General features: G+C 68.4%; 20 protein-coding genes and 1 pseudogene. 7 read left to right on the top strand and 14 right to left on the bottom strand.

Translation table 11 applies throughout. From position 1 onward, the window contains the following. The first annotated feature begins 11 nt into the window (after nucleotides 1–11). Nucleotides 12–1,022: a Gfo/Idh/MocA family protein gene (locus tag FGL98_RS17645; RefSeq protein ID WP_146318872.1), complete on the top strand. Its 1,011-nt coding sequence runs from the start codon at nucleotides 12–14 to the stop codon at nucleotides 1,020–1,022. A 7-nt stretch (nucleotides 1,023–1,029) separates the two neighbouring features. Here FGL98_RS17645 and FGL98_RS17640 read toward each other — a convergent pair whose 3' ends face one another. After that, nucleotides 1,030–1,689 carry a nitroreductase/quinone reductase family protein gene (locus FGL98_RS17640; protein ID WP_222432243.1) on the bottom strand — a complete coding sequence of 220 codons (660 nt, stop codon included), beginning with the start codon at nucleotides 1,687–1,689 and terminating at the stop codon, nucleotides 1,030–1,032. 20 nt (nucleotides 1,690–1,709) lie between these two features. On the opposite strand from FGL98_RS17640, the gene FGL98_RS17635 reads away from it, so the two are divergent. Next, nucleotides 1,710–2,318 (top strand): TetR/AcrR family transcriptional regulator, encoded by a 609-nt coding sequence (locus FGL98_RS17635; RefSeq protein WP_186526236.1) that lies wholly within the window; start codon nucleotides 1,710–1,712, stop codon nucleotides 2,316–2,318. A gap of 16 nt (nucleotides 2,319–2,334) precedes the next feature. On the opposite strand, the gene FGL98_RS17630 is transcribed toward FGL98_RS17635, so the two are convergent. The 5 genes from FGL98_RS17630 to FGL98_RS17610 form a co-directional block, all read right to left on the bottom strand. Continuing rightward, nucleotides 2,335–4,173 carry an AMP-dependent synthetase/ligase gene (locus FGL98_RS17630; protein WP_146318868.1) on the bottom strand — a complete coding sequence of 613 codons (1,839 nt, stop codon included), beginning with the start codon at nucleotides 4,171–4,173 and terminating at the stop codon, nucleotides 2,335–2,337. Between the two features lie 159 nt (nucleotides 4,174–4,332). Next, entirely contained in the window at nucleotides 4,333–5,289 is a 957-nt protein-coding gene (locus FGL98_RS17625; protein WP_146318866.1) for a bifunctional riboflavin kinase/FAD synthetase, read from the bottom strand. Between the two features lie 70 nt (nucleotides 5,290–5,359). Next, nucleotides 5,360–6,247, bottom strand: a complete 888-nt coding sequence (gene truB, locus FGL98_RS17620; RefSeq protein ID WP_246136618.1) for a tRNA pseudouridine(55) synthase TruB — start codon at nucleotides 6,245–6,247, stop codon at nucleotides 5,360–5,362. Between the two features lie 4 nt (nucleotides 6,248–6,251). Continuing rightward, nucleotides 6,252–6,668 carry a 30S ribosome-binding factor RbfA gene (gene rbfA / locus FGL98_RS17615; protein ID WP_146318862.1) on the bottom strand — a complete coding sequence of 139 codons (417 nt, stop codon included), beginning with the start codon at nucleotides 6,666–6,668 and terminating at the stop codon, nucleotides 6,252–6,254. A gap of 93 nt (nucleotides 6,669–6,761) precedes the next feature. Then, entirely contained in the window at nucleotides 6,762–7,310 is a 549-nt protein-coding gene (locus FGL98_RS17610; protein WP_186526235.1) for a CGNR zinc finger domain-containing protein, read from the bottom strand. Nucleotides 7,311–7,338: 28 nt separating this feature from the next. Here FGL98_RS17610 and FGL98_RS27180 point away from each other — a divergent pair. Continuing rightward, nucleotides 7,339–7,971 (top strand): annotated as a pseudogene (locus FGL98_RS27180) (MFS transporter); the annotation flags it as partial. A 58-nt stretch (nucleotides 7,972–8,029) separates the two neighbouring features. Next, nucleotides 8,030–8,527 carry an MFS transporter gene (locus tag FGL98_RS17600; RefSeq protein ID WP_146318858.1) on the top strand — a complete coding sequence of 166 codons (498 nt, stop codon included), beginning with the start codon at nucleotides 8,030–8,032 and terminating at the stop codon, nucleotides 8,525–8,527. 9 nt (nucleotides 8,528–8,536) lie between these two features. Here the strand turns inward: FGL98_RS17600 and FGL98_RS17595 are convergent, their stop codons facing one another. The 6 genes from FGL98_RS17595 to FGL98_RS17565 all read right to left on the bottom strand — a co-directional run bounded on the left by FGL98_RS17595 (nucleotide 8,537) and on the right by FGL98_RS17565 (nucleotide 16,553). Next, nucleotides 8,537–9,565 (bottom strand): TRM11 family SAM-dependent methyltransferase, encoded by a 1,029-nt coding sequence (locus tag FGL98_RS17595; RefSeq protein ID WP_146318856.1) that lies wholly within the window; start codon nucleotides 9,563–9,565, stop codon nucleotides 8,537–8,539. A gap of 168 nt (nucleotides 9,566–9,733) precedes the next feature. Further along, nucleotides 9,734–12,628, bottom strand: a complete 2,895-nt coding sequence (infB, locus tag FGL98_RS17590) for a translation initiation factor IF-2 (protein WP_146318854.1) — start codon at nucleotides 12,626–12,628, stop codon at nucleotides 9,734–9,736. An 80-nt stretch (nucleotides 12,629–12,708) separates the two neighbouring features. Beyond that, nucleotides 12,709–13,074: a YlxR family protein gene (locus tag FGL98_RS17585; protein ID WP_146318852.1), complete on the bottom strand. Its 366-nt coding sequence runs from the start codon at nucleotides 13,072–13,074 to the stop codon at nucleotides 12,709–12,711. Nucleotides 13,075–13,093: 19 nt separating this feature from the next. Further along, nucleotides 13,094–14,107, bottom strand: a complete 1,014-nt coding sequence (gene nusA / locus FGL98_RS17580) for a transcription termination factor NusA (protein ID WP_146318850.1) — start codon at nucleotides 14,105–14,107, stop codon at nucleotides 13,094–13,096. Beyond that, nucleotides 14,107–14,670, bottom strand: a complete 564-nt coding sequence (rimP, locus tag FGL98_RS17575) for a ribosome maturation factor RimP (RefSeq protein ID WP_146318848.1) — start codon at nucleotides 14,668–14,670, stop codon at nucleotides 14,107–14,109. Before rimP ends, nusA begins: the two co-directional genes overlap by 1 nt. A 242-nt stretch (nucleotides 14,671–14,912) precedes the next feature. Continuing rightward, entirely contained in the window at nucleotides 14,913–16,553 is a 1,641-nt protein-coding gene (locus tag FGL98_RS17565; RefSeq protein WP_246136617.1) for a nitrite/sulfite reductase, read from the bottom strand. 116 nt (nucleotides 16,554–16,669) lie between these two features. On the opposite strand from FGL98_RS17565, the gene FGL98_RS17560 reads away from it, so the two are divergent. Both FGL98_RS17560 and FGL98_RS17555 read left to right on the top strand, forming a co-directional pair. Beyond that, entirely contained in the window at nucleotides 16,670–17,662 is a 993-nt protein-coding gene (locus FGL98_RS17560; protein ID WP_186526234.1) for a DUF4439 domain-containing protein, read from the top strand. After that, complete coding sequence (locus FGL98_RS17555) at nucleotides 17,659–18,264, top strand: aminoglycoside phosphotransferase family protein (protein ID WP_246136616.1); 606 nt, start codon at nucleotides 17,659–17,661, stop codon at nucleotides 18,262–18,264. The genes FGL98_RS17560 and FGL98_RS17555 overlap by 4 nt, the downstream gene beginning before the upstream one ends. Nucleotides 18,265–18,285: 21 nt before the next feature. Here FGL98_RS17555 and FGL98_RS17550 read toward each other — a convergent pair whose 3' ends face one another. Both FGL98_RS17550 and FGL98_RS17545 read right to left on the bottom strand, forming a co-directional pair. Then, complete coding sequence (locus tag FGL98_RS17550) at nucleotides 18,286–19,041, bottom strand: DsbA family protein (protein ID WP_146318845.1); 756 nt, start codon at nucleotides 19,039–19,041, stop codon at nucleotides 18,286–18,288. A 35-nt stretch (nucleotides 19,042–19,076) separates the two neighbouring features. Then, nucleotides 19,077–19,571 carry a MauE/DoxX family redox-associated membrane protein gene (locus FGL98_RS17545; protein ID WP_146318843.1) on the bottom strand — a complete coding sequence of 165 codons (495 nt, stop codon included), beginning with the start codon at nucleotides 19,569–19,571 and terminating at the stop codon, nucleotides 19,077–19,079. 92 nt (nucleotides 19,572–19,663) lie between these two features. Between FGL98_RS17545 and FGL98_RS17540 the strand changes: the two genes are divergently transcribed. Continuing rightward, on the top strand, nucleotides 19,664–20,530 hold the full coding sequence (locus FGL98_RS17540) for a DUF929 family protein (protein WP_146318841.1): 867 nt from the start codon (nucleotides 19,664–19,666) through the stop codon (nucleotides 20,528–20,530). Nucleotides 20,531–20,536: the final 6 nt, after the last annotated feature.

Raw genomic sequence — 20,536 nt, 5'->3', positions numbered from 1 at the left:
GGAGGCCCGCCATGACGGTGCCAGAGCCCACCGACGCCCCAGCCCTGCGCTGGGGAATCATCGCTCCGGGTGGAATCGCCCACAAGTTTGCCGAAGCGGTCACCGACCTCACCCGTGGGTCGGTGGTCGCAGTCGGCTCACGCAGCATCGCCCGCGCCCAGGACTTCGCCCGGCTGCACGGCATACCCCGGGTGCACGAGGGGTATGCGGATCTGGTGGCCGACGAGGGGGTCGAGGCCGTGTATGTCGCATCGCCGCACTCGGCGCACCGCGATCACGCCCTGCTGGCGATCAACGCCGGCAAGCATGTGCTCGTCGAGAAGGCGCTCGCACGCAACAGCGGCGAGGTCGAGGAGATCCTGGCCGCCGCGAAGAGCGCGGGCGTCTTCGCGATGGAGGCGATGTGGACCCGGCACCTGCCCCACATCGACTGGCTGCGCGAGCGGGTCGCGGCGGGGGCGATCGGTGAGATCGTCCAGGTGACGGCCGATCACGGCCAGGCACTCGACCTTCCCGCGGACCACCGACTGAAGGATCCCGCACTTGCGGGCGGCGCCATGCTCGACCTCGGCGTCTACCCGGTGTCGTTCATCATCGATCTGCTCGGCGAACCAGCGCAGGTCGCTGCGATCGGCCACCTCACCGAGACCGGCGTGGACGGTCACGTGTCAGTGGTGCTCGGCTACTCCGGCCGGCGGCTGGCCCAGGCCGACACGACGCTCTGGACCAAGACCCCAACGACGGCCGTCGTGTCCGGCACCGAGGGCAGCCTGGAGATCGACGGCGACTTCTACCAGCCGAACGTCGTGCGGCTGCGCCGCGCTGACTCCGAGCGCACCATCGTCGAGGAGTGGGATGGTCACGTGCCCAACGGCTTTCAGTTCGAGGCTGCCGAAGTCGCTCGCTGTGTCGCCGGAGGACGCCAGCAGAGCGAGCGAATGACCTGGGAGTCGTCCCGCGCGGTGATGCGGGTGATGGACGAGGTCCGGCGGCAGGTCGGGGTCGTCTACCCGGGCGAGTGACGCACGCTCAGGTCGCCGGAACCGATCGGAACGAGGTGGATGCCCCGTTCCAGCCCGCAGCCGGCAGGTCGATTCGCACGACCAGCAGTGTGCTGCCCAGCACCTGCACCTGCATCGCGTTGAACGCCCGCAGCGGATGCCACCTCGCCAGCCGCCCTTGCACCCTCGCCGGATCCAGCTCCGGGTGCAACGACGCGATCCCCTCCACCCACCGGAACCGCAGACCGATCCGCATGCGCAGCCGGACGTGCGGATCGCGCTCGATGTTGCGCACGTACCCCGCGCGCATGCCGTGCTCGGCGACCAGCCAGAACGTGCCGCCGATCATGCCCTTACCCACCGGCGTGCGTCGCGGCTTGCCCGAGGTGCGACCGCGAGTCTCAAGCAGCGCGTAGCCCAGCGGCATGACACCCAGATGCAGCAACCACCGCACCGGCGGGTTGACCATCCAACGCTGAACGAACCGAACCGCTGCCGACTTCCATCGTGGCACCGCGAGGGTCACGAGGACGTTCAGCGGCAGCACGGTCATCCAGCACAACGCCGTCGTCCGGCCGCTGAGCCCCACCGCCACCTGCACCCACTGCAAAGCGGCCCACGCAGCCGAGGCGAGAACCAGAGGCAGGATCACCCCCCGTGCATTTCCAATACGATTGTATTTTTTCATACGACTGTATGGTATGCCTCATGGCGCGTGAGTCAACCCCCGCTGACGTCAGTCCGGCGATCCGACTGGCTGAGGCCGTGTGCGCAGTCATTGCCGATCATGGCCTGGAACGCGCCAGTATCCGCGAAGTCGCGAGCGAGGCCGGGGTCTCGATCGGCGCAGTTCAGCACCACTTCCGCACGAAGGACGACATGCTCGTGTTCGTGTTCGAACACATCGTGCGGGCCACCACCGACCGGGTCCGCCAGGTCCCGCTCGGGCAATCCATCGCGCAGAACCTGTCCCTGGTCCTTCGCGAGCTGCTGCCACTTGATGCGACGAGGCAGCGCGAAGCGCGGGTCTATGTCGCCTTCGCCGCTCGAGCTGCAACGTCGCCACGGCTCGCCGCCGTGCAGGCGGAGACGCTGGCACAGATCACCGGCCAGCTGGCAGAGGTCATCGAGCGCGCCGGGTCCCAGGGGAAACCAGTCTCCACTTTCCTGCTGTCCGCCCGAGATGAGGCCGCACTACTGCTCGCCGTCGCCGACGGTCTGATGTTCGACGCGATCACCTGTCCGGACAACCTGGACCCCGGCCGGCTGACGACGCTGCTGGACGCCTACCTCACCCGCCTGCTCGGCGGCTTCTGAGCACGGGTCGACACCCCTAGTCCGTGTAGAGCTTGTCCAGATCGGCCTTGAACTTGTCGATGACCAGCTTGCGCCGCAGCTTGAGGCTCGGCGTGACCTCGCCGTCCTCCACGGTCAGATCGCGCGGCAGGATCACGAACTTCTTGATCTGCTCCCACCGGTTGAGCTGCGCGTTGAGCTCGTCGACGTAGCCCTGCACCATCGTCCGAGCCGCGGGGGACGTCACGACGGTGCGGTAGTCCTTGCCGTCGAGACCGTCCTTGCCCTTGGCCCAATCTGCGACGGCCTCCTCGTCTAGCGTGATCAGCGCCGAGACGAACTTGCGCCCGTCCCCCTCGACGACCAGCTGCGAGGCGTACGGGCACAGCCCCTTGAACATCGACTCGATCTGGCTGGGCGCGACGTACTTGCCGTTGGAGGTCTTGAACAGGTCCTTCTTGCGATCGGTGATCTTCAAGTGCCCGGTCGGCGTCAGCTCACCGATGTCACCCGAGTGGAACCAGCCGTCGACCAGCGACTCGGCGGTCGCCTCGTCCAGGCCGCGGTACCCCATCATGACGCCGGGTCCCTTGATCAAGACCTCGCCGTCCTCGGCGATCTTGACCTCGGTGCCGGGGATCGGCCAGCCAACGGTGCCGATCGCGTTGGCATATGGGCGGTTGACGCATGAGGCCGCGCCGGTCTCGGTCAGGCCGTAGCCCTCCAGCACCGGCATACCCATGGCGTCGAACCACCGAGCCACGTCGTTGTTCAGCGCGGCCGAGCCGGAGATGAAGAACCGAACCCGCCCGCCGAAGCGCTCACGGATCTTGGACAGCACGACCGCATCGCCGACCTTGTGCTTGAGCGCCAGCCCCAAGCCGGCCTTGCCGCCGGCAGAACGCTGCTCGGCGACCTGCTTGCCGTTGGCCGAGGCCCAGGTGAAGAGCTTCGCCTTCGCGCCGCCCTCGTCCTCCATCATGGTCGTGATCCTGCCGTAGACCTTCTCGAAGATGCGCGGTGCGGCGCCCATCCAGGTTGGTCGAATGATCGGCAGGTTGTCGATGATCTTGTCGACCCGGCCGTCGATGGCCGTGGGGAAGCCGACCTGCAGCGGCAGCGTCAGCAAGATCTTGCCGAAGACGTGCGCGAGCGGCAGCCAGAGATACTGCAGGTCGTCGGCGTTCAACAGCTTGACCGAGTCCACCGCGGCTGCCTCGTAGGTCCACGTGTCGTGCGAGAGCAGCACGCCCTTCGGCCGACCGGTGGTGCCCGAGGTGTAGATGAGGGTGGCAAGACGCCTCGGCGTGATCTCGGCGACCCGCTCCTCGATCACGTCGGCGTGCTCCTTCAGGTAGGACGCTCCCAACGCCTCCAGCTCGTCCAGCGTGATGACCCAGTCACCGTCGCCGGTGCCGTCGAAGGTCACGACCTTCATCACGTCCGCGACCCGGTCTCGGCCGCCCCGCAGCTTGTCGAGCTGCCCGTCGTCCTCCGCGAAGACGACGCGGCTGCCGGAGTCCGCCACGATGTACAGGGTGTCGTCGACGGTCGTCGTGGGGTAGATCGTCGTGGTCGCGGCGCCGGCGAGCATGACCCCCAGATCTGCCACCGCCCACTCCAGGCGGGTCGCCGACGCGATCGCGACCCGTTCCTCGGGCGCAACCCCCAGCGAGACCAGCCCGGCGGCAATGTTGCGCGCCTGGACATCGACCTGCTTCCAGGTCAGCGACTTCCACGTGCCGTCGCTCGGGTAACGGTAGGCCTCCGCATACGGCGTCTTGCCGACGCGATCGATGAACAGATGGGCGACCGACCGCGCCCGACGCTCGATCACCGCAGTGTCCGGCTTCTCATCCGCGACCGTCATCACCATGGTTTCTCCCAATTCTCGTTCAGCATCGCCGGCTACCGGCAGTGTGTCGCACAGGCTACTGAGTGGGCACGCTCGCCGTCGCCGGGCCCTGGCCTGCCACCATACGCGTCAGTAACCCGAATTGAGGGGCAGGAAGTCAAACGACGTGGTCGGCTCGTTTCAGGCGGTGCCACGCAGGATCTGGCGGGCCTGGTCGACATCGGCACCGATCTGCGTGACCAGCGCGTCGATCGACTCGAAGCGGGTGTTCCCCCGCAGCCGCTGCACCAGCTGCACATGAACAGCCTCACCGTAGAGGTCCAGGTCGTCACGGTCGATCACATGCGCCTCGACCGTGCGTTGCAGGACATCGTCGAAGGTCGGGTTGGTCCCAACGGAGATGGCTGCCGGCATCCGGTGGTCGGGGTCATCCGCCGACTTGTCGTCCCGCACCAGCCAGCCCGCATACACGCCGTCCGCGGGAACCATCCCGGACACCTCCTCGCAGAGGTTCGCGGTGGGAAAGCCCAGCTCATGCCCACGCCGCAAGCCCCGAACGACGATGCCGCCCACCTCGTGCGGGCGGCCGAGCACGGCCGCAGCACCCTCCACATCACCCGCCGCCAGCCGTTCACGGACCTGAGTCGAGGAGTAGCGGTGCCCGGTGCCGACATCGGCGAGCACCTGCACCTCGAACCCAGAGGCCCTGCTGAGCTGTCGCAGCGTGTCCACGTTGCCAGAGTTCTTGACGCCGAACCTGGTGTCCCGGCCCACCACGATGTGGCGCGCATGCAGGCCGCGCACGAAGACTTCCCGCACGAACTCCTCCGGAGTCATCGCGGCAAGCTCACGGGTGAAGGGCAGAACCAGTGCGACATCCAGCCCAATGTCTGCCATCCGGTCCAGCTTCTCCGGCAGGGACTCGATCAGCGACGGAGCCTTGTCGGGGTAGAGCACGGCGAGCGGGTGCGGGTCGAACGTCACGGCCGCACTGCGCAGACCGGTCTCACGGGCCCGACCCACAACGGAGGCCAGCAGCGCGGCATGCCCGCGGTGCACCCCATCGAAGTTGCCGATGGTGACAACACTGGGGCCGAAGTCGTCCGGCACCTGGGAGACATCAGTGAGGCGAAGCACGGCCGCAACTCTAGTTCCCCCGCAAGCGGGAGGTGCCCCCACCCACGAAGTCCTCGCTCCGCTCGGCCCGTCAGGGACGCTCCGGGAAGACAACGCGCGATCGGGCCTCGTGCTCCCCCTCGTCCAGGATGGCGATCAGCTCGCCGTCTTCGCTCAGTGCGGCCACCGGCTCCGGCGATGCGCCCGCGGGCGCGAGGCGCTTGCCATGTCGCAGATCCACGGCCTCCTGCTCGCTCACTACCCGCACGGCCAGCTGCCGCCCGGCGGCCGCACCCATCGGGAGCACCGGAAGCTCCTCGAGCTCAAGAGCACACAGCTCCTCCAGTGGGCGTGCCGCGTCGAGCGTGAAGGTCCCCACCCGGGTGCGGCGCAGGGCGGTCAGGTGCCCGCCGACACCGAGCGCGGCACCGAGATCCCGGGCAAGCGCCCGCACGTAAGTGCCCGACGAGACCTCAACCTCAACCTCAAGGTCACTCACGCCGTCGTGATCTCGTCGAGCGACCACCTGAAATCTCTCAACCCGCACCGCACGTGCAGGCAGCGTGACGTCCTCGCCGCCTCTGACGCGCGCATAGGATCGCTTGCCCCCGATCTTGATCGCGCTGACGCTGCTCGGCACCTGCTGGACGTCGCCGGTCAGACGGCCCACCTCGCCCAGGATCGCATCGTCCCGCAGGTCGCTCACGTCATACTCCCCGGTGATCTCGCCCTCGGCGTCATCGGTCACCGTCGACTGGCCCAGGCGGATGGTGGCGGTGTATGCCTTGTCGCACCCCACCAGGTAGGTCAGCAGCTTGGTCGCACGGCCGATGCCGAGGACAAGCACCCCGGTGGCCATGGGATCCAGCGTGCCGGCATGACCGACTCGCCGGGTGTGCGCAAGCCGCCGGGCGCGGCCGACGACGTCGTGGCTGGTCCAACCCGCCGGCTTATCGACGATCAGCAGGCCGTCCCGCACGGAGTCAGGGCTTCTTGTAGGGATCTTCGTCACCCGCGTAGCCGGCACTGCCGGCCGATCGGGCCAGCTCCGCATCACGCTCCCGGGCGACCTTCAGCGCCTCTTCGATCTGCGCGGCTCCCTCCGGGATGGCGTCGCGGATGAACTCCAGCGAGGGCGTCAGCCGGATGCCGAGGCCCTGGCCCACATGGGAGCGGATCCGCCCACGGGCGTCCCAGAGGGCAGCCGTGGTGTCCTCCTGCTCCTTGTCGCTGCCGAATACGGTGTAGAAGACCGACGCGTGCTGCAGGTCACCGGTCACCCGGACGTCGGTGACGGTGATGAATCCGAGGCGCTCGTCCTTGATCCGGTGTTCGAGGTACTGGGCGACAAGTGCCTTGATGCGCTCGGCGATCTTGCGTGCGCGTGCCGGGTCAGCCATGTCTGCACGTCCTTCCCGCTGGTGGCGTTGGTGGATGATGGCCGGACCCTCCGCGACGGTCGGCCCGACCTGCCGACAAGTCTATGCGGCCGATCAGGTGTCGGCCGCACGCCCTGCGCGCAGCTGCGCCACTCGTTCGCGGGTGCCACAGGTGCGTGAACAGTACCGACGCGGAGCGCCCCGCATACTGCGCACGAAAGCCCGACGACACGACGGCGAACCGCATGGAGCAAGTGGCGGCGCCTGGCTCTCGGTGAGCAGCACTGCGAGCGCCATCGCGGTGGAGGACATGAACCACGTCACCCACGCCCCGTCGTCGTCCTCGTCGATGTGCAGGTGCCATGGGGACCCGCCGTGCGAAGTGACCCGTGGTGTCCCACCGTAGGCCCGAAGCACGTCGTTCAGCGCAGCCGCTGCCGCCGACGCGTCGGCGGCCTCGACGATCGGACGCAGCTGGTCGGATGCGGCGCGCAGCCCCTCGACCTGCGGGCCAGTCAGATCGTCGACGCCATCCTCGCCATAGCGCCGCAAGACCTCTCGCACCGCCGCGAGCTGATCCTGCTCGGCACGGTCGAGCGCGGCCATCACGTCCACCGCGCGGACCGCTACGTCGCGGGGGCTGCCACGAAACTCCGACTCCATCTGACGACTATCATGTAACATGTATTGAATGTCAAGGCGTTACAGGGCCGCAGTCTACCTCGGCGGAAGCACCGCGGCACGCACGGCCGACGCGATGTCTTCGACGGCCCTGCTCCTGCTCGCCATGACGACGAGCCTGCCCGGTTCCGTCCCGCCGCTCCTGGTCGCCGCTCTGACCGCGTCCGCCGCGCTCGGGGGCCCGTTGCTCGGCGCGCTCCTCGATCGAGCGGGACGACCCGGCCGGTTTCTCGCCGGGTGCCTGCTGCTGTATGCCGCCGGCATGGCTGTGCTCACGGCCGTCATTGGGACAGCCGCACCGATCGCTCTCGCGGCAATCGCGTTCGGATCCGGACTCGCCGGTCCGGCCATCGCCGGCGGCTGGACCTCCCAGCTGGACCTCATCGTCCCCGCCACGCGCCTGCGGCACCTCCAGGCACTCGACGCGACGACGTACAGCGTGGCGGGACTGCTCGGGCCGGCCGCTGCGGGTCTGCTCGCCGAGACACTCGGGCCCACCGCCGGAATGGCGGCGGTCGCCGCGCTCCTGACGGCCGCCGCGAGCACGGCGATCCGGCTCCCCCACCGCGGCACACCGACACGACCGGCGGCGGCCGGTGACATCGTCCGGGACATCCGGTCAGGCCTCCAGGTCATCCGACGCACCGCGACCCTGCGCCGCGCAACGGCCTCATCCTGCCTGTCGTTTCGTCGGCATCGGCATGTTCGACGTGCTTGCTCCGCGGATCGGCATCGCCGAGCTGGGCGGATCTGGACACGGAGCCATGCTGCTGTCGGTCACGGCAGCCACCGCCGGGCTGACAACGCTGGCTCTCTCGCGATGGCCGACGAGCGTCGCACCGGACGGGCTGCTCGCCCTCAGCATGATGATCACGACGGCCGGATTCGCCGTCACCGCGGCGCCCAGCGCGGTCACGGTCGTGACTGGTGCGGCCATCATCGGCATCGGCGACGGCCCAGCACTGGTGCAGCTCATGGGAATTCGATATCGAGACACACCGTCGAGGCTGAGCTCGCAGATCTTCACGACGGGTGCAAGCCTCAAGATCAGCGCCGCCAGCATCGGGGCCGCGCTCGCCGGCGTCCTTGTCGGCCGTCCGCTCTACGAGCTGCTGCTGCTGGGCGGTGCCACTCAGCTGGGCGCTGCCGCACTGCTCGTGCGTTCCATGGCCTCGGCGCCGGTGCCCGCGACGACGTGAGGTGCCGGCTCAGGCCTTGCGCGCCACGATCAGATCTCGATCGATCGACGCATCGACGCGATGCCGAAGGTCGTCATATCCCGGCCCCTGCACGCATTCCAACCCGTTGGCACGCAACAGGTCCGCCAGCTCGTCCTGCGGCGCGACGTGCCGGTTGTACGACAGTCCCACGGCTCCGCCCGCGCGCAGGATCCGCGTCCAGCCCGGCAAGGCCGTCGCCAACAGCTCCAGGGGTCGTCGGGACAGCCGATCGCCATGCGAGCCGTGCTGCACCCCATAGGGCGTGTCCGTCACGATCAGGTCGACGCTCGCCGACTTCAGCAGCCCGTCCAACGCCGTGGTGTCCGTGCTGAGGTAGGTCACCTGCTGCAGGTCACCGGTCTTGAACGCGTCCTTCGTCGCAGCCGCCTGCAGCTCCAGCCGGCGCCCTCGGTTCTCACCCGAGATGCGTAGCGCGCCCTCGCTCACCGTGTGCTTGAGTCGATGCTGGCGCAGCCACGTCTTGATGAACGCACCGTAGGCCTCATAGTCCTGGCGATCCAGGTCCACCCCGATGACGTCATAACCGCAGCTCATGGCGAGGTTCAGCGTGGTGCCGCGACCGCACATCGGGTCAAGCACCACCAGGCCCCCGTCCAGCCACCGCTCCGGGCGCCGGGCGGCCGCCGCCGTCACGTTCAGCACCAGTCGGGTCCACTGCTCGTTGGTCTTGCCGCGATACTTCTGGATCGTCAGCAGGTCGCTCGGATACCGCTCCATCCGCGCAAGCGGGACCGGTCGCAGCAGTTCACCCTCGCGCTGGAAGATCGCATGCGTCGCCGACAGGTTCGACAGGGCCCGTAGGCCGCGCCCCTGGGTGTCCTCGAGCACCTGCACCTGGACGTAGTCCACCCCCGCAAGCACCGTGCGCAGGACCGACACGTCGGGTCCGGCGAGCGCCGACGCCACCACGCGTGCCTCGGCCTCGACCAGCAGGGGTGCGGCATCGGCATACACCCGGTTGGCGGACGGCGCGACCAGCACCAGGTATTCAGGCATGCCCGCCAAGGTATCCGACCCACCCCACCGCACCCCACGAAGTCCTCACTCGTACCTCGCTCGGTACTTCGCGGGGGCCCCGGCGCCGAGTGGAGCACAAACACGTCGAGTGGAGTAGAAATGTCTACTCCACTCGACGGTTAACTACTCCGCTCGACGGTCAGCTCGTCAGTCGCGCGGCTTCTCCCGCATCTCATAGGTCGCGATGAGGTCGCCAACCTGCAGGTCGTTGTACGACCCGAGGTTGATACCGCACTCGAAACCGTCACGGACCTCGGTGACGTCGTCCTTGAAGCGCCGCAGACCGGCCACCTCGACGCCCTCGGAGACAACGACCCCGTCACGGGTGATCCGCGCCTTGGTGCCACGCTTGATCTCACCCGATCGCACGAGCGAACCGGCGATGTTGCCGAACTTGGAGGACCGGAAGATCTCACGGATCTCGGCGGTACCCAGCTCGACCTCTTCGAACTCCGGCTTGAGCATGCCCTTCAGGGCAGCCTCGAGCTCCTCGATGGCCTGGTAGATCACCGAGTAGTAGCGGATCTCCACGCCTTCCTTGTCGGCGTACTCCGCGTTCTGACCCTCGGCTCGCACGTTGAAGCCGATGATCACCGCGTCGGAGGCGACGGCAAGGTTGATGTTGTTCATCGTGATCGACCCGACACCGCGGTCGATGATCCGCAGATCGACCTCGTCGCCGACGTCGATCTGCATCAACGCGTCCTCGAGCGCTTCGACCGAACCGGAGACATCGCCCTTGAGGATCAGGTTCAGTGTCTCGACCTTGCCTGCGGCAAGGGCCTCGTTGAGGTCCTCCAGGCTGATGCGCTTGCGCGCCTTGGCCAGCGAGGCCTGCCGCTCGGCAGCCTCACGCTTCTCGGCAATCTGGCGCGCCGTGCGGTCGTCCGGCGCCACGATGAACGTGTCACCGGCACGCGGCACGGAGGCAAGCCCCATGACCAGCACCGGACGGGACGGGCCCGCCTCGTCGACATGGTTGCCGTGCTCGTCGAGCAGCGCGCGCACTCGGCCGTGTGCCTGACCGGCGACGATGGCGTCGCCGACCTTCAGCGTGCCACTCTGCACCAGCACCGTGGCCACTGCGCCTCGGCCGCGGTCCAGGTTGGCCTCGATGGCCACGCCTCGGGCGTCCTTGTCCGGGTTGGCGCGCAGGTCCAGCGACGCATCTGCCGTCAACAGCACGGCCTCGAGCAGACCCTCGATGTTGTCACCCTGCTTCGCAGAGACGTTGACGAACATCGTGTCGCCGCCGTACTCCTCGGCAATCAGGTTGTATTCGGTGAGCTGCTGGCGCACCTTGTCCGGGTTGGCGCCCTCGACATCGATCTTGTTGACCGCCACCACGATCGGCACGTCCGCCGCCTGGGCATGGTTCAACGCCTCAATGGTCTGCGGCATGACACCGTCGTCGGCCGCGACGACCAGGATCGCGATGTCGGTCACCTTCGCACCACGGGCACGCATTGCGGTGAACGCCTCGTGACCAGGGGTGTCGATGAAGGTGATCGCGCGCTCGTTGCCCTCGTGCTCGGTGTGCACCTGGTACGCGCCGATGTGCTGGGTGATTCCACCGGCCTCGCCCTCGGCGACCTCGGCGTGCCGGATCGCATCCAGCAGTCGGGTCTTACCGTGGTCGACGTGACCCATGACGGTCACCACCGGCGGACGCGGAGCAAGATCATCGTCGCCCTCGGCCTCGGCCTCGGCCTCGAGGTCGATGTTGAAGGCGTTGAAGAGCTCCTTCTCCTCCTCCTCCGGCGAGACCACCTGCACGTTGTAGCCCAGCTCGGCACCCAGCAGCGCAAAGGTGTCCTCGTCGAGCGACTGGGTCGCGGTGGCCATCTCACCGAGGTGGAACAACACCGTGACCAGGCTTGCCGGATTCGCGTCGATGCGGTCGGCGAAGTCGCTCAGCGACGCACCACGCCGCACCCGCACGACGGTCTTGCCGTCACCACGGGGCACCGTGACGCCACCGATGCTCGGCGCCTGCATCTGCTCGAACTCCTGGCGCTTCGCGCGCTTGCTCTTACGCCCGCGCACCTTGCCGCCACCGCGGCCGAAGGCACCCTGGGTGCCACCGCGTCCGGGTCCGCGGCCACGGAACCCGCCGCCGCCACTGCGGCCGGCGAAACCGCCACCGCCGGCGCCGGCGGTGCCACCGGGACCACCGCGGCCACCACCACCGCGACCGGGCCGCTGTCCCGGACGAACGGCGGCGCGATCGGGCATCATGCCCGGGTTCGGACGTGCTGTCCCGGGACGTGGCGCACCGGCACCGGCACCGGCGGCGCTGCCGGCACCAGGACGTGGTGCGGGCGGACGGGGACCGCCGGCACCCTCGCCGCGCCCACGGGCGCTGGCGGGACGGGGCATGCCCTGACTCGTCGCGAACGGGTTGTTGCCCGGACGCGGAGCCGGCTTGCCGGAGCGCATGCCCTGGCTTGACGAGTACGGGTTGTTGCCCGGACGCGGGGCGCCCGGACGGGGCCCACCCGAGCGACCGCCGCCACTCTCCCGGGCGGCCGGTGCCTTCGGCGCCGGTGCCCCGGGCTTGGGCGGACGGGCCGCGCCGGCACTTGCCGGTGGGGAGACCTCGGCGGCAGGTGACTCCTGCTGCACGGGCTCGGGCGCCTGGGGTGCCTTCGGCGCCGGCGCCGCGGGCGTCGCACTGGGCCCGGCCACCGAGGTGACCTCTGGCACCACCGACGTGGCCTCTGGGGCCGCGGGAGTGACCTCGGGCGCCACCGCTGCGGGCGGTGCCGCCGGTCCCGCGGCCGGCTTCGCCGCGCCCGGCTTGGGCGCCGGCTTCGCCGCGCCCGGCTTGCCAGGCGTTGCCGGCTTCTTCGCGCCGGCGTCCGCACCGCTGGCGGCCTTGGTCGCCGGCGGCGGGTTTTCCTTGATCTTGCGTACGACCGGAGCCTCTATCGTCGAACTCGCCGTCTTGACGAACTCGCCTTGTTCCTTGAGGTACGAAAGAAGTTGTTTGCTCTCAATTCCGAGCTCTTTTGCGAGCTCGTGAACCCGGACCTTTGCCACGCTTCTCCTCATCGAGTGGTGACGGCCCGGGCAGCCCGGACATATCCGGGTGGCATGGACCGCCAGTTACTGGGGGGTGCTCATCGCTGAGTACTCATCGGGTGCTCATCAGCGTCAAACCCGCTTTCGGTCATGTCGAAACCGCATCCTGGTGATCCGGCCTGTGCATTCAGCTGCTGCGTGAACCATGCCTCGAGCCGGGTGACGTCCACCGACGAGGTGAGACGCAGCGCCCGCCCAAAGGCTCGACGTTGAATGGCCTTCTGGAGGCATCCTGTCGATTGGTGAAGCCAGGCCCCTCGGCCCGGCAGTCGGCCCCGCACATCCGGCACCACCACGGACGCGGACGAATCCACATCGTCAGTGTCACCAGTGAGCAGAGCCACCCGCAACAGCATAAACCGGTCGTCGCGAACCTTGCAGCCCACGCACGTACGACCGTTCATCCTCATCCTATCGTAGTCTTTACTGCTCCTGCGCCGGATGCCCGCCCGCGGCGGGAGTGTCCGGGCGGATGTCGATCCGCCAGCCGGTCAGCTTCGCGGCCAGACGCGCGTTCTGCCCCTCCTTGCCGATCGCGAGGCTCAGCTGGAAGTCCGGGACCACGACCCGGGCCGATCGGGTCGCCGCATCGACGATCTCCACGGACTGCACCCGTGAGGGCGACAGCGCCGCCGACACGAACTGCGCCGGGTCCTCCGAGTAGTCGACGATGTCGATCTTCTCCCCCTGCAGCTCGGCCATCACCGCGCGCACGCGGGACCCCATCGGACCGATGCACGCACCCTTGGCGTTGACACCGGGAACCTTGCTGTGCACGGCGATCTTGGTCCGGTGACCGGCCTCGCGTGCCAGTGCGGCGATCTGGACGGTGCCGTCCGCGATCTCCGGTGCCTCCAGCGCGAAGAGCTTGCGCACCAGGTTCGGGTGGGTGCGCGACAGCCCGATCTGCGGGCCCCTGGGGCCGCGCTTGACGCTGACGACGTAGCAGCGCAGCCGCTCACCGTGTCCGTAGCGCTCACCCGGCACCTGCTCGGCAACCGGAAGCGAGCCCTCAATGGTCCCGAAGTCGACGCGCACGACCCGCGGGTCACTGGACTGCTGGATGACGCCGGCGATGATGTCGCCCTCGCGCCCGCGGAAGTCGCCAAGCACGGCCTCGTCCTCGACATCGCGCATCCGCTGCACAATGACCTGGCGCGCGGTGGCAGCGGCGACCCGACCGAAGTCGGTTGGGGTGTCATCGAACTCCGGCCCCGGATCCTCACGGTTGCCCTCGCCGTCGACCTGCCCGTCCTCGCGCCCCCAGACAATGACATGCCCCGACTTGCGGTCGAGCTCGACCCGCGCGTGCCGGTAGGCACCTTCCTGCCGGTGGTAGGCAGTCAACAGCGCCTGCTCGATCGCCGGGATGATCACATCCATCGGGATGTCCCGCTCACGCTCCAGCGCACGCAGCGCCGCCATATCGAGGTCCATCAGTCGTCCTCTCCGTCTTCATCTGCGTGGTCGACGGCCTGGTCGGGCCGGTTGAACTCCACCTGGACCTGGGTTCGTGCGCACTCGGCATACGTCAGCTCTCGCCGGCTGGTGCGCCCCTTGTCACCCGTCACCTCCAGGCGTATGCCGTGAGCGTCGGCCTCGACGATGCGTCCGGCCAGCTGTTCACCGGAGTCCGTCGTCACGTCCACGAGTCGCCCCACGTTGCGGCGAAAGTGTCTCGGCTCGGTCAGCGGCCGGTCCGTGCCAGGCGAGCTGACCTCCAGCACGTAGGCCTGCTCGCCCATCGCGTCCGAGCTGTCCAGCCGGTCGCTGATCAGCCGGGTGGCGTCGGCGACCTGGTCCAGGTCGAGCGGGGCCACTTGACTGGTCGTATCGGTGTCATCGAGGCCTCGCAGGTCACGGTCCACCAGCACGCGCACCAGGCGGCGCTTGCCCGCAGGCATGACGGTGACGTCCTCGACGACCAGGTCGAGGGATGCGACGGCAGAGGTGAGGTCCTCGAGAATCCGGCCCGCGCGGGCGTTTGAACTGGCGCTCATCGGTCGGCTCCTGCTGTTCTCGAGTGGGAACGCTCACTCTAACCCGCGGAGACCTCCCGGTCGAAGTGAAGCGCCTGCGCCAACCGGCCCCCCGACGCTCAGGCCGACGAAGGTGACCACGAAGACTCGCGTGCAACCGGCACAGCGCCAGGCGCCGCGCGGCTCAGGCTCGGGTCGCAGGTCGTCCTCCCCGCAGTAGGGGCACGCGTTGACCGCCACGCGCCCGGAGGCCGGGTCATAGGTCACCGCAGCAGCTCCTCGTCGGCACGCTGCGCCCACTGAGCGAATCGCTCGCCGTCATCGCGGTGCTCGAGATACCGGAGCACCACACGCTCGATGTAGTCACCGAGCTCGGTCGACGTGACCTTGAGCGCGCGGACCTTGCGACCGAAGCCGGCGTCGGCGCCGAGCCCGCCACCCAGCTGCACCTGGAATCCTTCGACCTGCTGCCCGTCCCGCAGGACGATCTGCCCCTTCAGGCCGATGTCCGCGGTCTGCACTCGCGCGCACGAGTTCGGACATCCGTTGAGGTGCACCGAGATCGGGCGGTCCAGCTCGAGGTGCGCGAGGCGCTGCTCGAGCTCCTCGACAAGATCGTTGGCCCGCTGCTTGGTCTCGACGATCGCCAGCTTGCAGAACTCCAGGCCGGTGCACGCCATGACGGACCGCCGCCACGGCGAGGGCTCGGCATACAGGCCGACCTCCGCCATGCGCCCGACCAGCGCATCCACGCGGTCCTCGTCGACGTCGAAGACGAGGAGCTTCTGGTAGGGCGTGAAGCTGAGCCGGTTCGACCCGGCCGCCTCGATCGCGTCGGCGACCTGGGCCAGGATCTCACCGGAGACCCGGCCGGCGATGGTGGAGAACCCCACATACTTGCGTCCGTCGTGCTGGTTGTGCACGCCCACGTGGTCCACCACCCGGTCCGGAACGGGCGCCGCCGGGCCGTCGGGAAGCGGGTACTTGAGGTATTCGGTCTCGAGCACCTCGCGGAACTTCTCGGCGCCCCAGTCGTCGACCAGGAACTTCATCCGCGCGCGGTTGCGCAGCCGCCGATAGCCGTAGTCCCGGAAGAGCGACGTGACGCCGAACCACACCTCCGGCAGCTGGTCCAGCTCGACAAAGGCACCCAGCCGCACGGCCAGTCGCGGGGCGACGGACAGCCCGCCACCCACAAGCAGGTCGAAGCCCGGGCCGAGGTCGGGGTGCTCGACCCCGACGAAGGAGACATCGTTGATCTCGGGCGCACAGTCGGGAAGCCAGGCGATCGAGGTCTTGAACTTGCGCGGCAGGTTCGACAGCGTCGGGTCCCCGATGTATCGATCCCGGATCGCCTCGACGGCCCCCGTCACGTCGAGCACCTCGTCGGCGGAGATCCCGGCCACGGGAGATCCCATCACGACGCGCGGGCAGTCACCGCACGCCTCGGTGGTGCGCAGCCCGACCGCCTCCAGCCGTCGCCAGATCTCCGGGACATCCTCGATCCGCACCCAGTGGTACTGCAGGTTGGCCCGGTCGGTGATGTCGGCGGTGCCGCGCGCGAACTCCTGCGCGATACCGGCGAGCACCCGGATCTGCTCCGTGGTGAGCTTTCCGCCATCGATCCGCACGCGCATCATGAAGAACTCGTCATCCAGCTCCTCCGGTGGGATCGTCGCAGTACGGCCGCCGGGAATGCCCCGGCGACGCTGCGTGTAGAGCCCCCACCACCGCATACGGCCGCGCAGGTCGCTCGGGTCGATCGACGCATAACCCTGCTTGGCGTAGATGTCCTCGATCCGCGCCCGGACATTCAGACCGTCGTCGTCACGCTTCATCCGTTCGTTGTCGTTGAGCGGCTCATGCTGGCCCAGGGCCCACTGACCTTCGATGCGAGGAGTCACGCCTCATAACGTTTCATTCTGTTTTCCAAAACGTCAACTGATACATGCGCTGTCTCACGGGTCGAGATCCGTCGACCGCGCTTCAGTCCTGATCTCGACATGACATGATTCCGCCCATGCCGCAGGGGACCTCGGGCGCGCACAGTCGCCGAGCCGTGCTGGCGAGCTGCGCGCTGCTGACCGCCGGAGTGCTGGCGGGTTGCGATGTGCGCCTCCAACGTGGTGCACCTCACATCCCGGGCGTGCCGACCCAGAGCCCGCCGGCCGACGCCGCGACGCTCCGCGCGATGCTGCTGCGTCTGCGCGGGCTGGCCGCGAGGGCCGAGGGCGTCGGACATGTGGGCGGCGCGACGTCGTCTGCCGGACACAGCAGCGCCGCAAAGCCATCGGCCCGGGCTTCCGACGCCGTCGCGACGCACGCCCTCTGGGCCGCTCGGTTGGCCACGATTCATCACCAGCAGGCCACCCGACTGGCGGCCGTCATCGCGACGGAGGGCATCAGTGCACCGCCGAGCGCACCCGTCGCGGCCACCGGCACGCTGCGGCAGCTGCGCGACCTCGAGGTTGGTGGAGTGGGGCCGCGTGCACTCGACGGCGTGGCGGGGGTGGCCCCGGAGAACGTGCCGATGCTGTGCTCGATTGCAGCCACCCAGGGCGCCGGTGCGCGGATGCTCGGGGCCGCCGTGAGCTGGCCGAGCGTCGCGACCCCGGGGCCGGCCGCCCTCGCACTGCTGAGCGATGTGCGCGGCTGCGTGTATGCGCTCGAGGTCATCGCCGGCCGAACGCCGCTCAAACAGCGCACCCTGATCGCCGCAACCCTCACCACGATGTATGCCGCCCGCTCTCGCCTCGTCCTGGCGGCGGGCTCCTCCGCGCCGCCGGCGCCGGTCGAGTATCGGCTGCCGGTGCCGGTCACCGACGCCGCGGCTGCCCGCCGCCTGGCCCAGGTCATGCTCGGGCGGGTGGTTGCCACCTGCGCCAGCCAGTCGCCGTCCACGGCCGGACGCGTCTCGCAGGTCGGCGCGGTCGTGCGCCTGTGGTCGGAGGCGACGGCGGCGTCCTGGCAGTGGGGAGTCAAGCCGGTCCCCTTCCCCGGCCTACGGGAGTGAGCCCTGCAGACCTCGACGGCCTCCGCCTGCCGAGGGGTATTCAGGAGGTCATCGAGGGCCGCCCGCCGGCCCTTTGGATAAGCGGTAGCCAGTGGCTCGTCGACCTGCCGCGGCTGCTCACCGAGTGCGCGGACCGATGGGACCTGCGATTCGTCGAGCCCTCCGCACGCGGGACAGGACCCCAGCTCTGGCATGGTGGCGCCGCAGTCATTGTCGCGTGCAGGCAAGGCCGGCGACCGGTGGCGCTGAAGGTGACCTGGCCGCATCCGCAAGCGCGCCACGAGCACCTTGCCCTGCGCCACTGGGCCGGCCACGGGGCGGTCAACCTACTGGCGGCCGACCCCTCCCGGTGGGCCCTCCTGCTCGAGCGACTCGACGGCGACCGGTCGCTCGAGGCAGCTCCCCTGCTCGAGGCGTGGGAGGTGATCGGCGGTCTGCGCGCCGACGTGGTCGCCGGCACCGCTCATCTCGACGAGGACCGGGTGCGCGCCTGGTCCCTCGTTCGCGCGGTGCGCCGTGCGCTCGACGAGGCCGACACCGCGGATCCCGATCTGGCGGTCGTGTCCCGCCTGATCACCATCGCTAAGGCGATGACGCAGTAGGCGGCTCGCGACTCGGTGGAGTCAGGAGTGCGCCTTGAGCACCTTCGGGAAGCTGCCCGGCTGACTCAGCAGCGAGCTGTAGTCCTGCGAGTTCTGGTCCAGCTGCTTGCCGTTGATGAAGACCGACGGAGTGCTGTTGACGCCGTTCTTCCCGGATCGGGTCTCGGTGGCCTGCACATACTTCGCGTACTTGTTGGCGTCGACACAGCTGTCGAACGTCTTGAGTGCGCTACCGGTGATGCCGGCCTGCCGGCCGAACTTCTTCACATCGGCAACCGTGTAGCCGGCGCCCTCCTGCGCAGGCTGCCCGGCGTAGTTCGCCTTGTGATACTCCGGGAACTTGCCCGCATCCGCCGCGCAGTAGCCGGCGTTCGCCGCGAGCGCGGAGGCCGTGTTGTGCTCATTCTGGTCGAGGAACGTCATCATGTGGTAGACGAGCTTGATCTGCCCGCTCTTGCCCATCGCGTAGATGTCGGAGCCATTCGCCTTCTCCAGCTCATTGCAGATGGGGCATTGGAAGTCCTCGTAGAGATCGACCGTCGGCACTCCCTTCTTCGCCACCCCCGGATACGCGACGATGCCGTTCCCGTCGGCGATCGCGCCCTTCGGCAGCGCAGTGCCCTTGGTGGAGTCACTACCGCCGGTCTGGCTGACAATGAGTGCCGCGAATCCGCCAAGAACCAGGACCACCACCACGATTGCGGCGATGATCGCCTTCGATGGGCCCTCCTTGGGCTTCAGGGCGTCGAGCTTCTCCTTGGGATCCGGTCTGGGCATGGCTCAGACCCTACCCGAGCAGGTTCAGGAAGTATTCAGCCCCACAGGCGGCCGTCCAGGCCGGCCCGGGTGCGTGGCAGCACGGCGAGCCAGATCGCACAGATGAGCAGACCGGTGTCGCGCAGCAGGTCGATCGGATAGTGCGTCGTGACCGTGGCTCCCCCACCGCCGAAACAGCCACACTCGATGCTGATCCCCCGCGCCCACACGGAGGCGATGCCGATGATGAAGGCGAGCATGAGCAGGCCGCCGAGCACCGCGGTGAACCTGGTCAGCAGGCCGATGATCAGCAGCACCCCGAGGACGATCTCGAGAAACGGCATGAACGTGCCCCAGAGGTTGGCCAGGTCGTACGGCAGGATCTGGAAGGCCCGCGTCGCGCGCTTCGTCTGCTCCAGGTTGCTGCCCTTGTCGACCCCGGCCACCAGATAGGTGACTCCGAGCACCAGCCTGGCCAGCAGGCCTACCCACGGCCGCCAGTCACGGGTCTGGACGTCATGCACGCTCACGCTGCCTACCTCGCTGCTCATCCGGTCAGGAACCCTCACGCTACCTGTGCGGCCCTCAAGGGTTCGCGGGTTAGTCTGACCTCGGAAATGACCAGACGAGAGGTGGCTCACCCGTGAGCGATAAGTCCCAGCCACGTTCCGGCAAGCAGCGGCTCGCCGTGGTGCAGGCCGAGCAGGCCCGCGCGGCGCGACAGAAGAAGCTGCTTGCCGTCCTGTCGGGGTTCGTGGTGGTCGTCCTGATTGCCGTCGGCGTTGCGTGGGCCGTGTCCAGCCAGAGCAAGAGCAGTCAGGACAAGAAGGCACTGGCGCAGGCGAAGTCGAATGCCTTCATCTCCACGGTCACGAGCATCCCGGCCGCCTCGTTCGACGCTGTGGGTGCCGGTGGAGCCAACGGCACCCCTCAGAAGTTCAAGAGCCCCAAGGTCGAGACCGAGAACGGCAAACCGGTGATGACCTACATCGGCGCGGAGTTCTGCCCCTACTGCGGTATGGAGCGCTGGGCCATGGTCGCGGCGCTGTCCCGGTTCGGCACGTTCACCGGTATCCAGAGCGAGGTCTCCTCCTCGACCGACAGCCCCGCCAACATTCCAACGATGACGTTCCTGCACGCGAAGTACACCAGCAAGTACCTGGTCTTCAACTCCTATGAGACGCAGGACCGCAACCACAATCCCCTGCAGACCCCGCCGGCCGCCATCGTCAAGGTCGAGACCTCGGTGAACCCGCAAGGCAGCATTCCGTGGATCGACTTCGGTGGCCAGTACTACACGAGCGGCGTCACCTACGACGGCAGCTCGATGTCGAACCAGTCCGCGGCAGCCGTCGCGGCCCAGCTGAAGAACACGAGCAGCACCATCGCCAAGGGCGTCCTGGGCGCGGCCAACGCCATGACCGTCCAGATCTGCAACATGACGCATGGAGAGCCGACAAAGGTGTGCCAATCCAAGGGCGTGATCTTGGCGGCGGGCGGCATCAAGTAGTGAGCG

The sequence above is a fragment of the Leekyejoonella antrihumi genome (assembly GCF_007845645.1).
Classification (GTDB): domain Bacteria; phylum Actinomycetota; class Actinomycetes; order Actinomycetales; family Dermatophilaceae; genus Leekyejoonella; species Leekyejoonella antrihumi.
The sequence above is the reverse complement of the archived record's forward strand: the minus strand, read 5'-3'. Positions and strand labels throughout refer to the sequence as shown.

Bases quoted from the DNA above. Each gene is read 5' to 3' on its own strand.
- rbfA (WP_146318862.1), bottom strand. From the start codon at position 6,668: ATGGCTGACCCGGCACGCGCACGCAAGATCGCCGAGCGCATCAAGGCA.
- FGL98_RS17640 (WP_222432243.1), bottom strand. From the start codon at position 1,689: ATGAAAAAATACAATCGTATTGGAAATGCACGGGGGGTGATCCTGCCT.
- nusA (WP_146318850.1), bottom strand. From the start codon at position 14,107: ATGGACCTCGATATGGCGGCGCTGCGTGCGCTGGAGCGTGAGCGGGAC.
- FGL98_RS17585 (WP_146318852.1), bottom strand. From the start codon at position 13,074: ATGAACGGTCGTACGTGCGTGGGCTGCAAGGTTCGCGACGACCGGTTT.
- FGL98_RS17645 (WP_146318872.1), top strand. From the start codon at position 12: ATGACGGTGCCAGAGCCCACCGACGCCCCAGCCCTGCGCTGGGGAATC.
- FGL98_RS17635 (WP_186526236.1), top strand. From the start codon at position 1,710: ATGGCGCGTGAGTCAACCCCCGCTGACGTCAGTCCGGCGATCCGACTG.
- FGL98_RS17545 (WP_146318843.1), bottom strand. From the start codon at position 19,571: ATGAGCAGCGAGGTAGGCAGCGTGAGCGTGCATGACGTCCAGACCCGT.
- FGL98_RS17595 (WP_146318856.1), bottom strand. From the start codon at position 9,565: ATGCCTGAATACCTGGTGCTGGTCGCGCCGTCCGCCAACCGGGTGTAT.
- FGL98_RS17550 (WP_146318845.1), bottom strand. From the start codon at position 19,041: ATGCCCAGACCGGATCCCAAGGAGAAGCTCGACGCCCTGAAGCCCAAG.
- FGL98_RS17560 (WP_186526234.1), top strand. From the start codon at position 16,670: ATGCCGCAGGGGACCTCGGGCGCGCACAGTCGCCGAGCCGTGCTGGCG.
- rimP (WP_146318848.1), bottom strand. From the start codon at position 14,670: ATGAGCGCCAGTTCAAACGCCCGCGCGGGCCGGATTCTCGAGGACCTC.
- FGL98_RS17610 (WP_186526235.1), bottom strand. From the start codon at position 7,310: ATGGAGTCGGAGTTTCGTGGCAGCCCCCGCGACGTAGCGGTCCGCGCG.
- FGL98_RS17630 (WP_146318868.1), bottom strand. From the start codon at position 4,173: ATGGTGATGACGGTCGCGGATGAGAAGCCGGACACTGCGGTGATCGAG.
- FGL98_RS17600 (WP_146318858.1), top strand. From the start codon at position 8,030: ATGTTCGACGTGCTTGCTCCGCGGATCGGCATCGCCGAGCTGGGCGGA.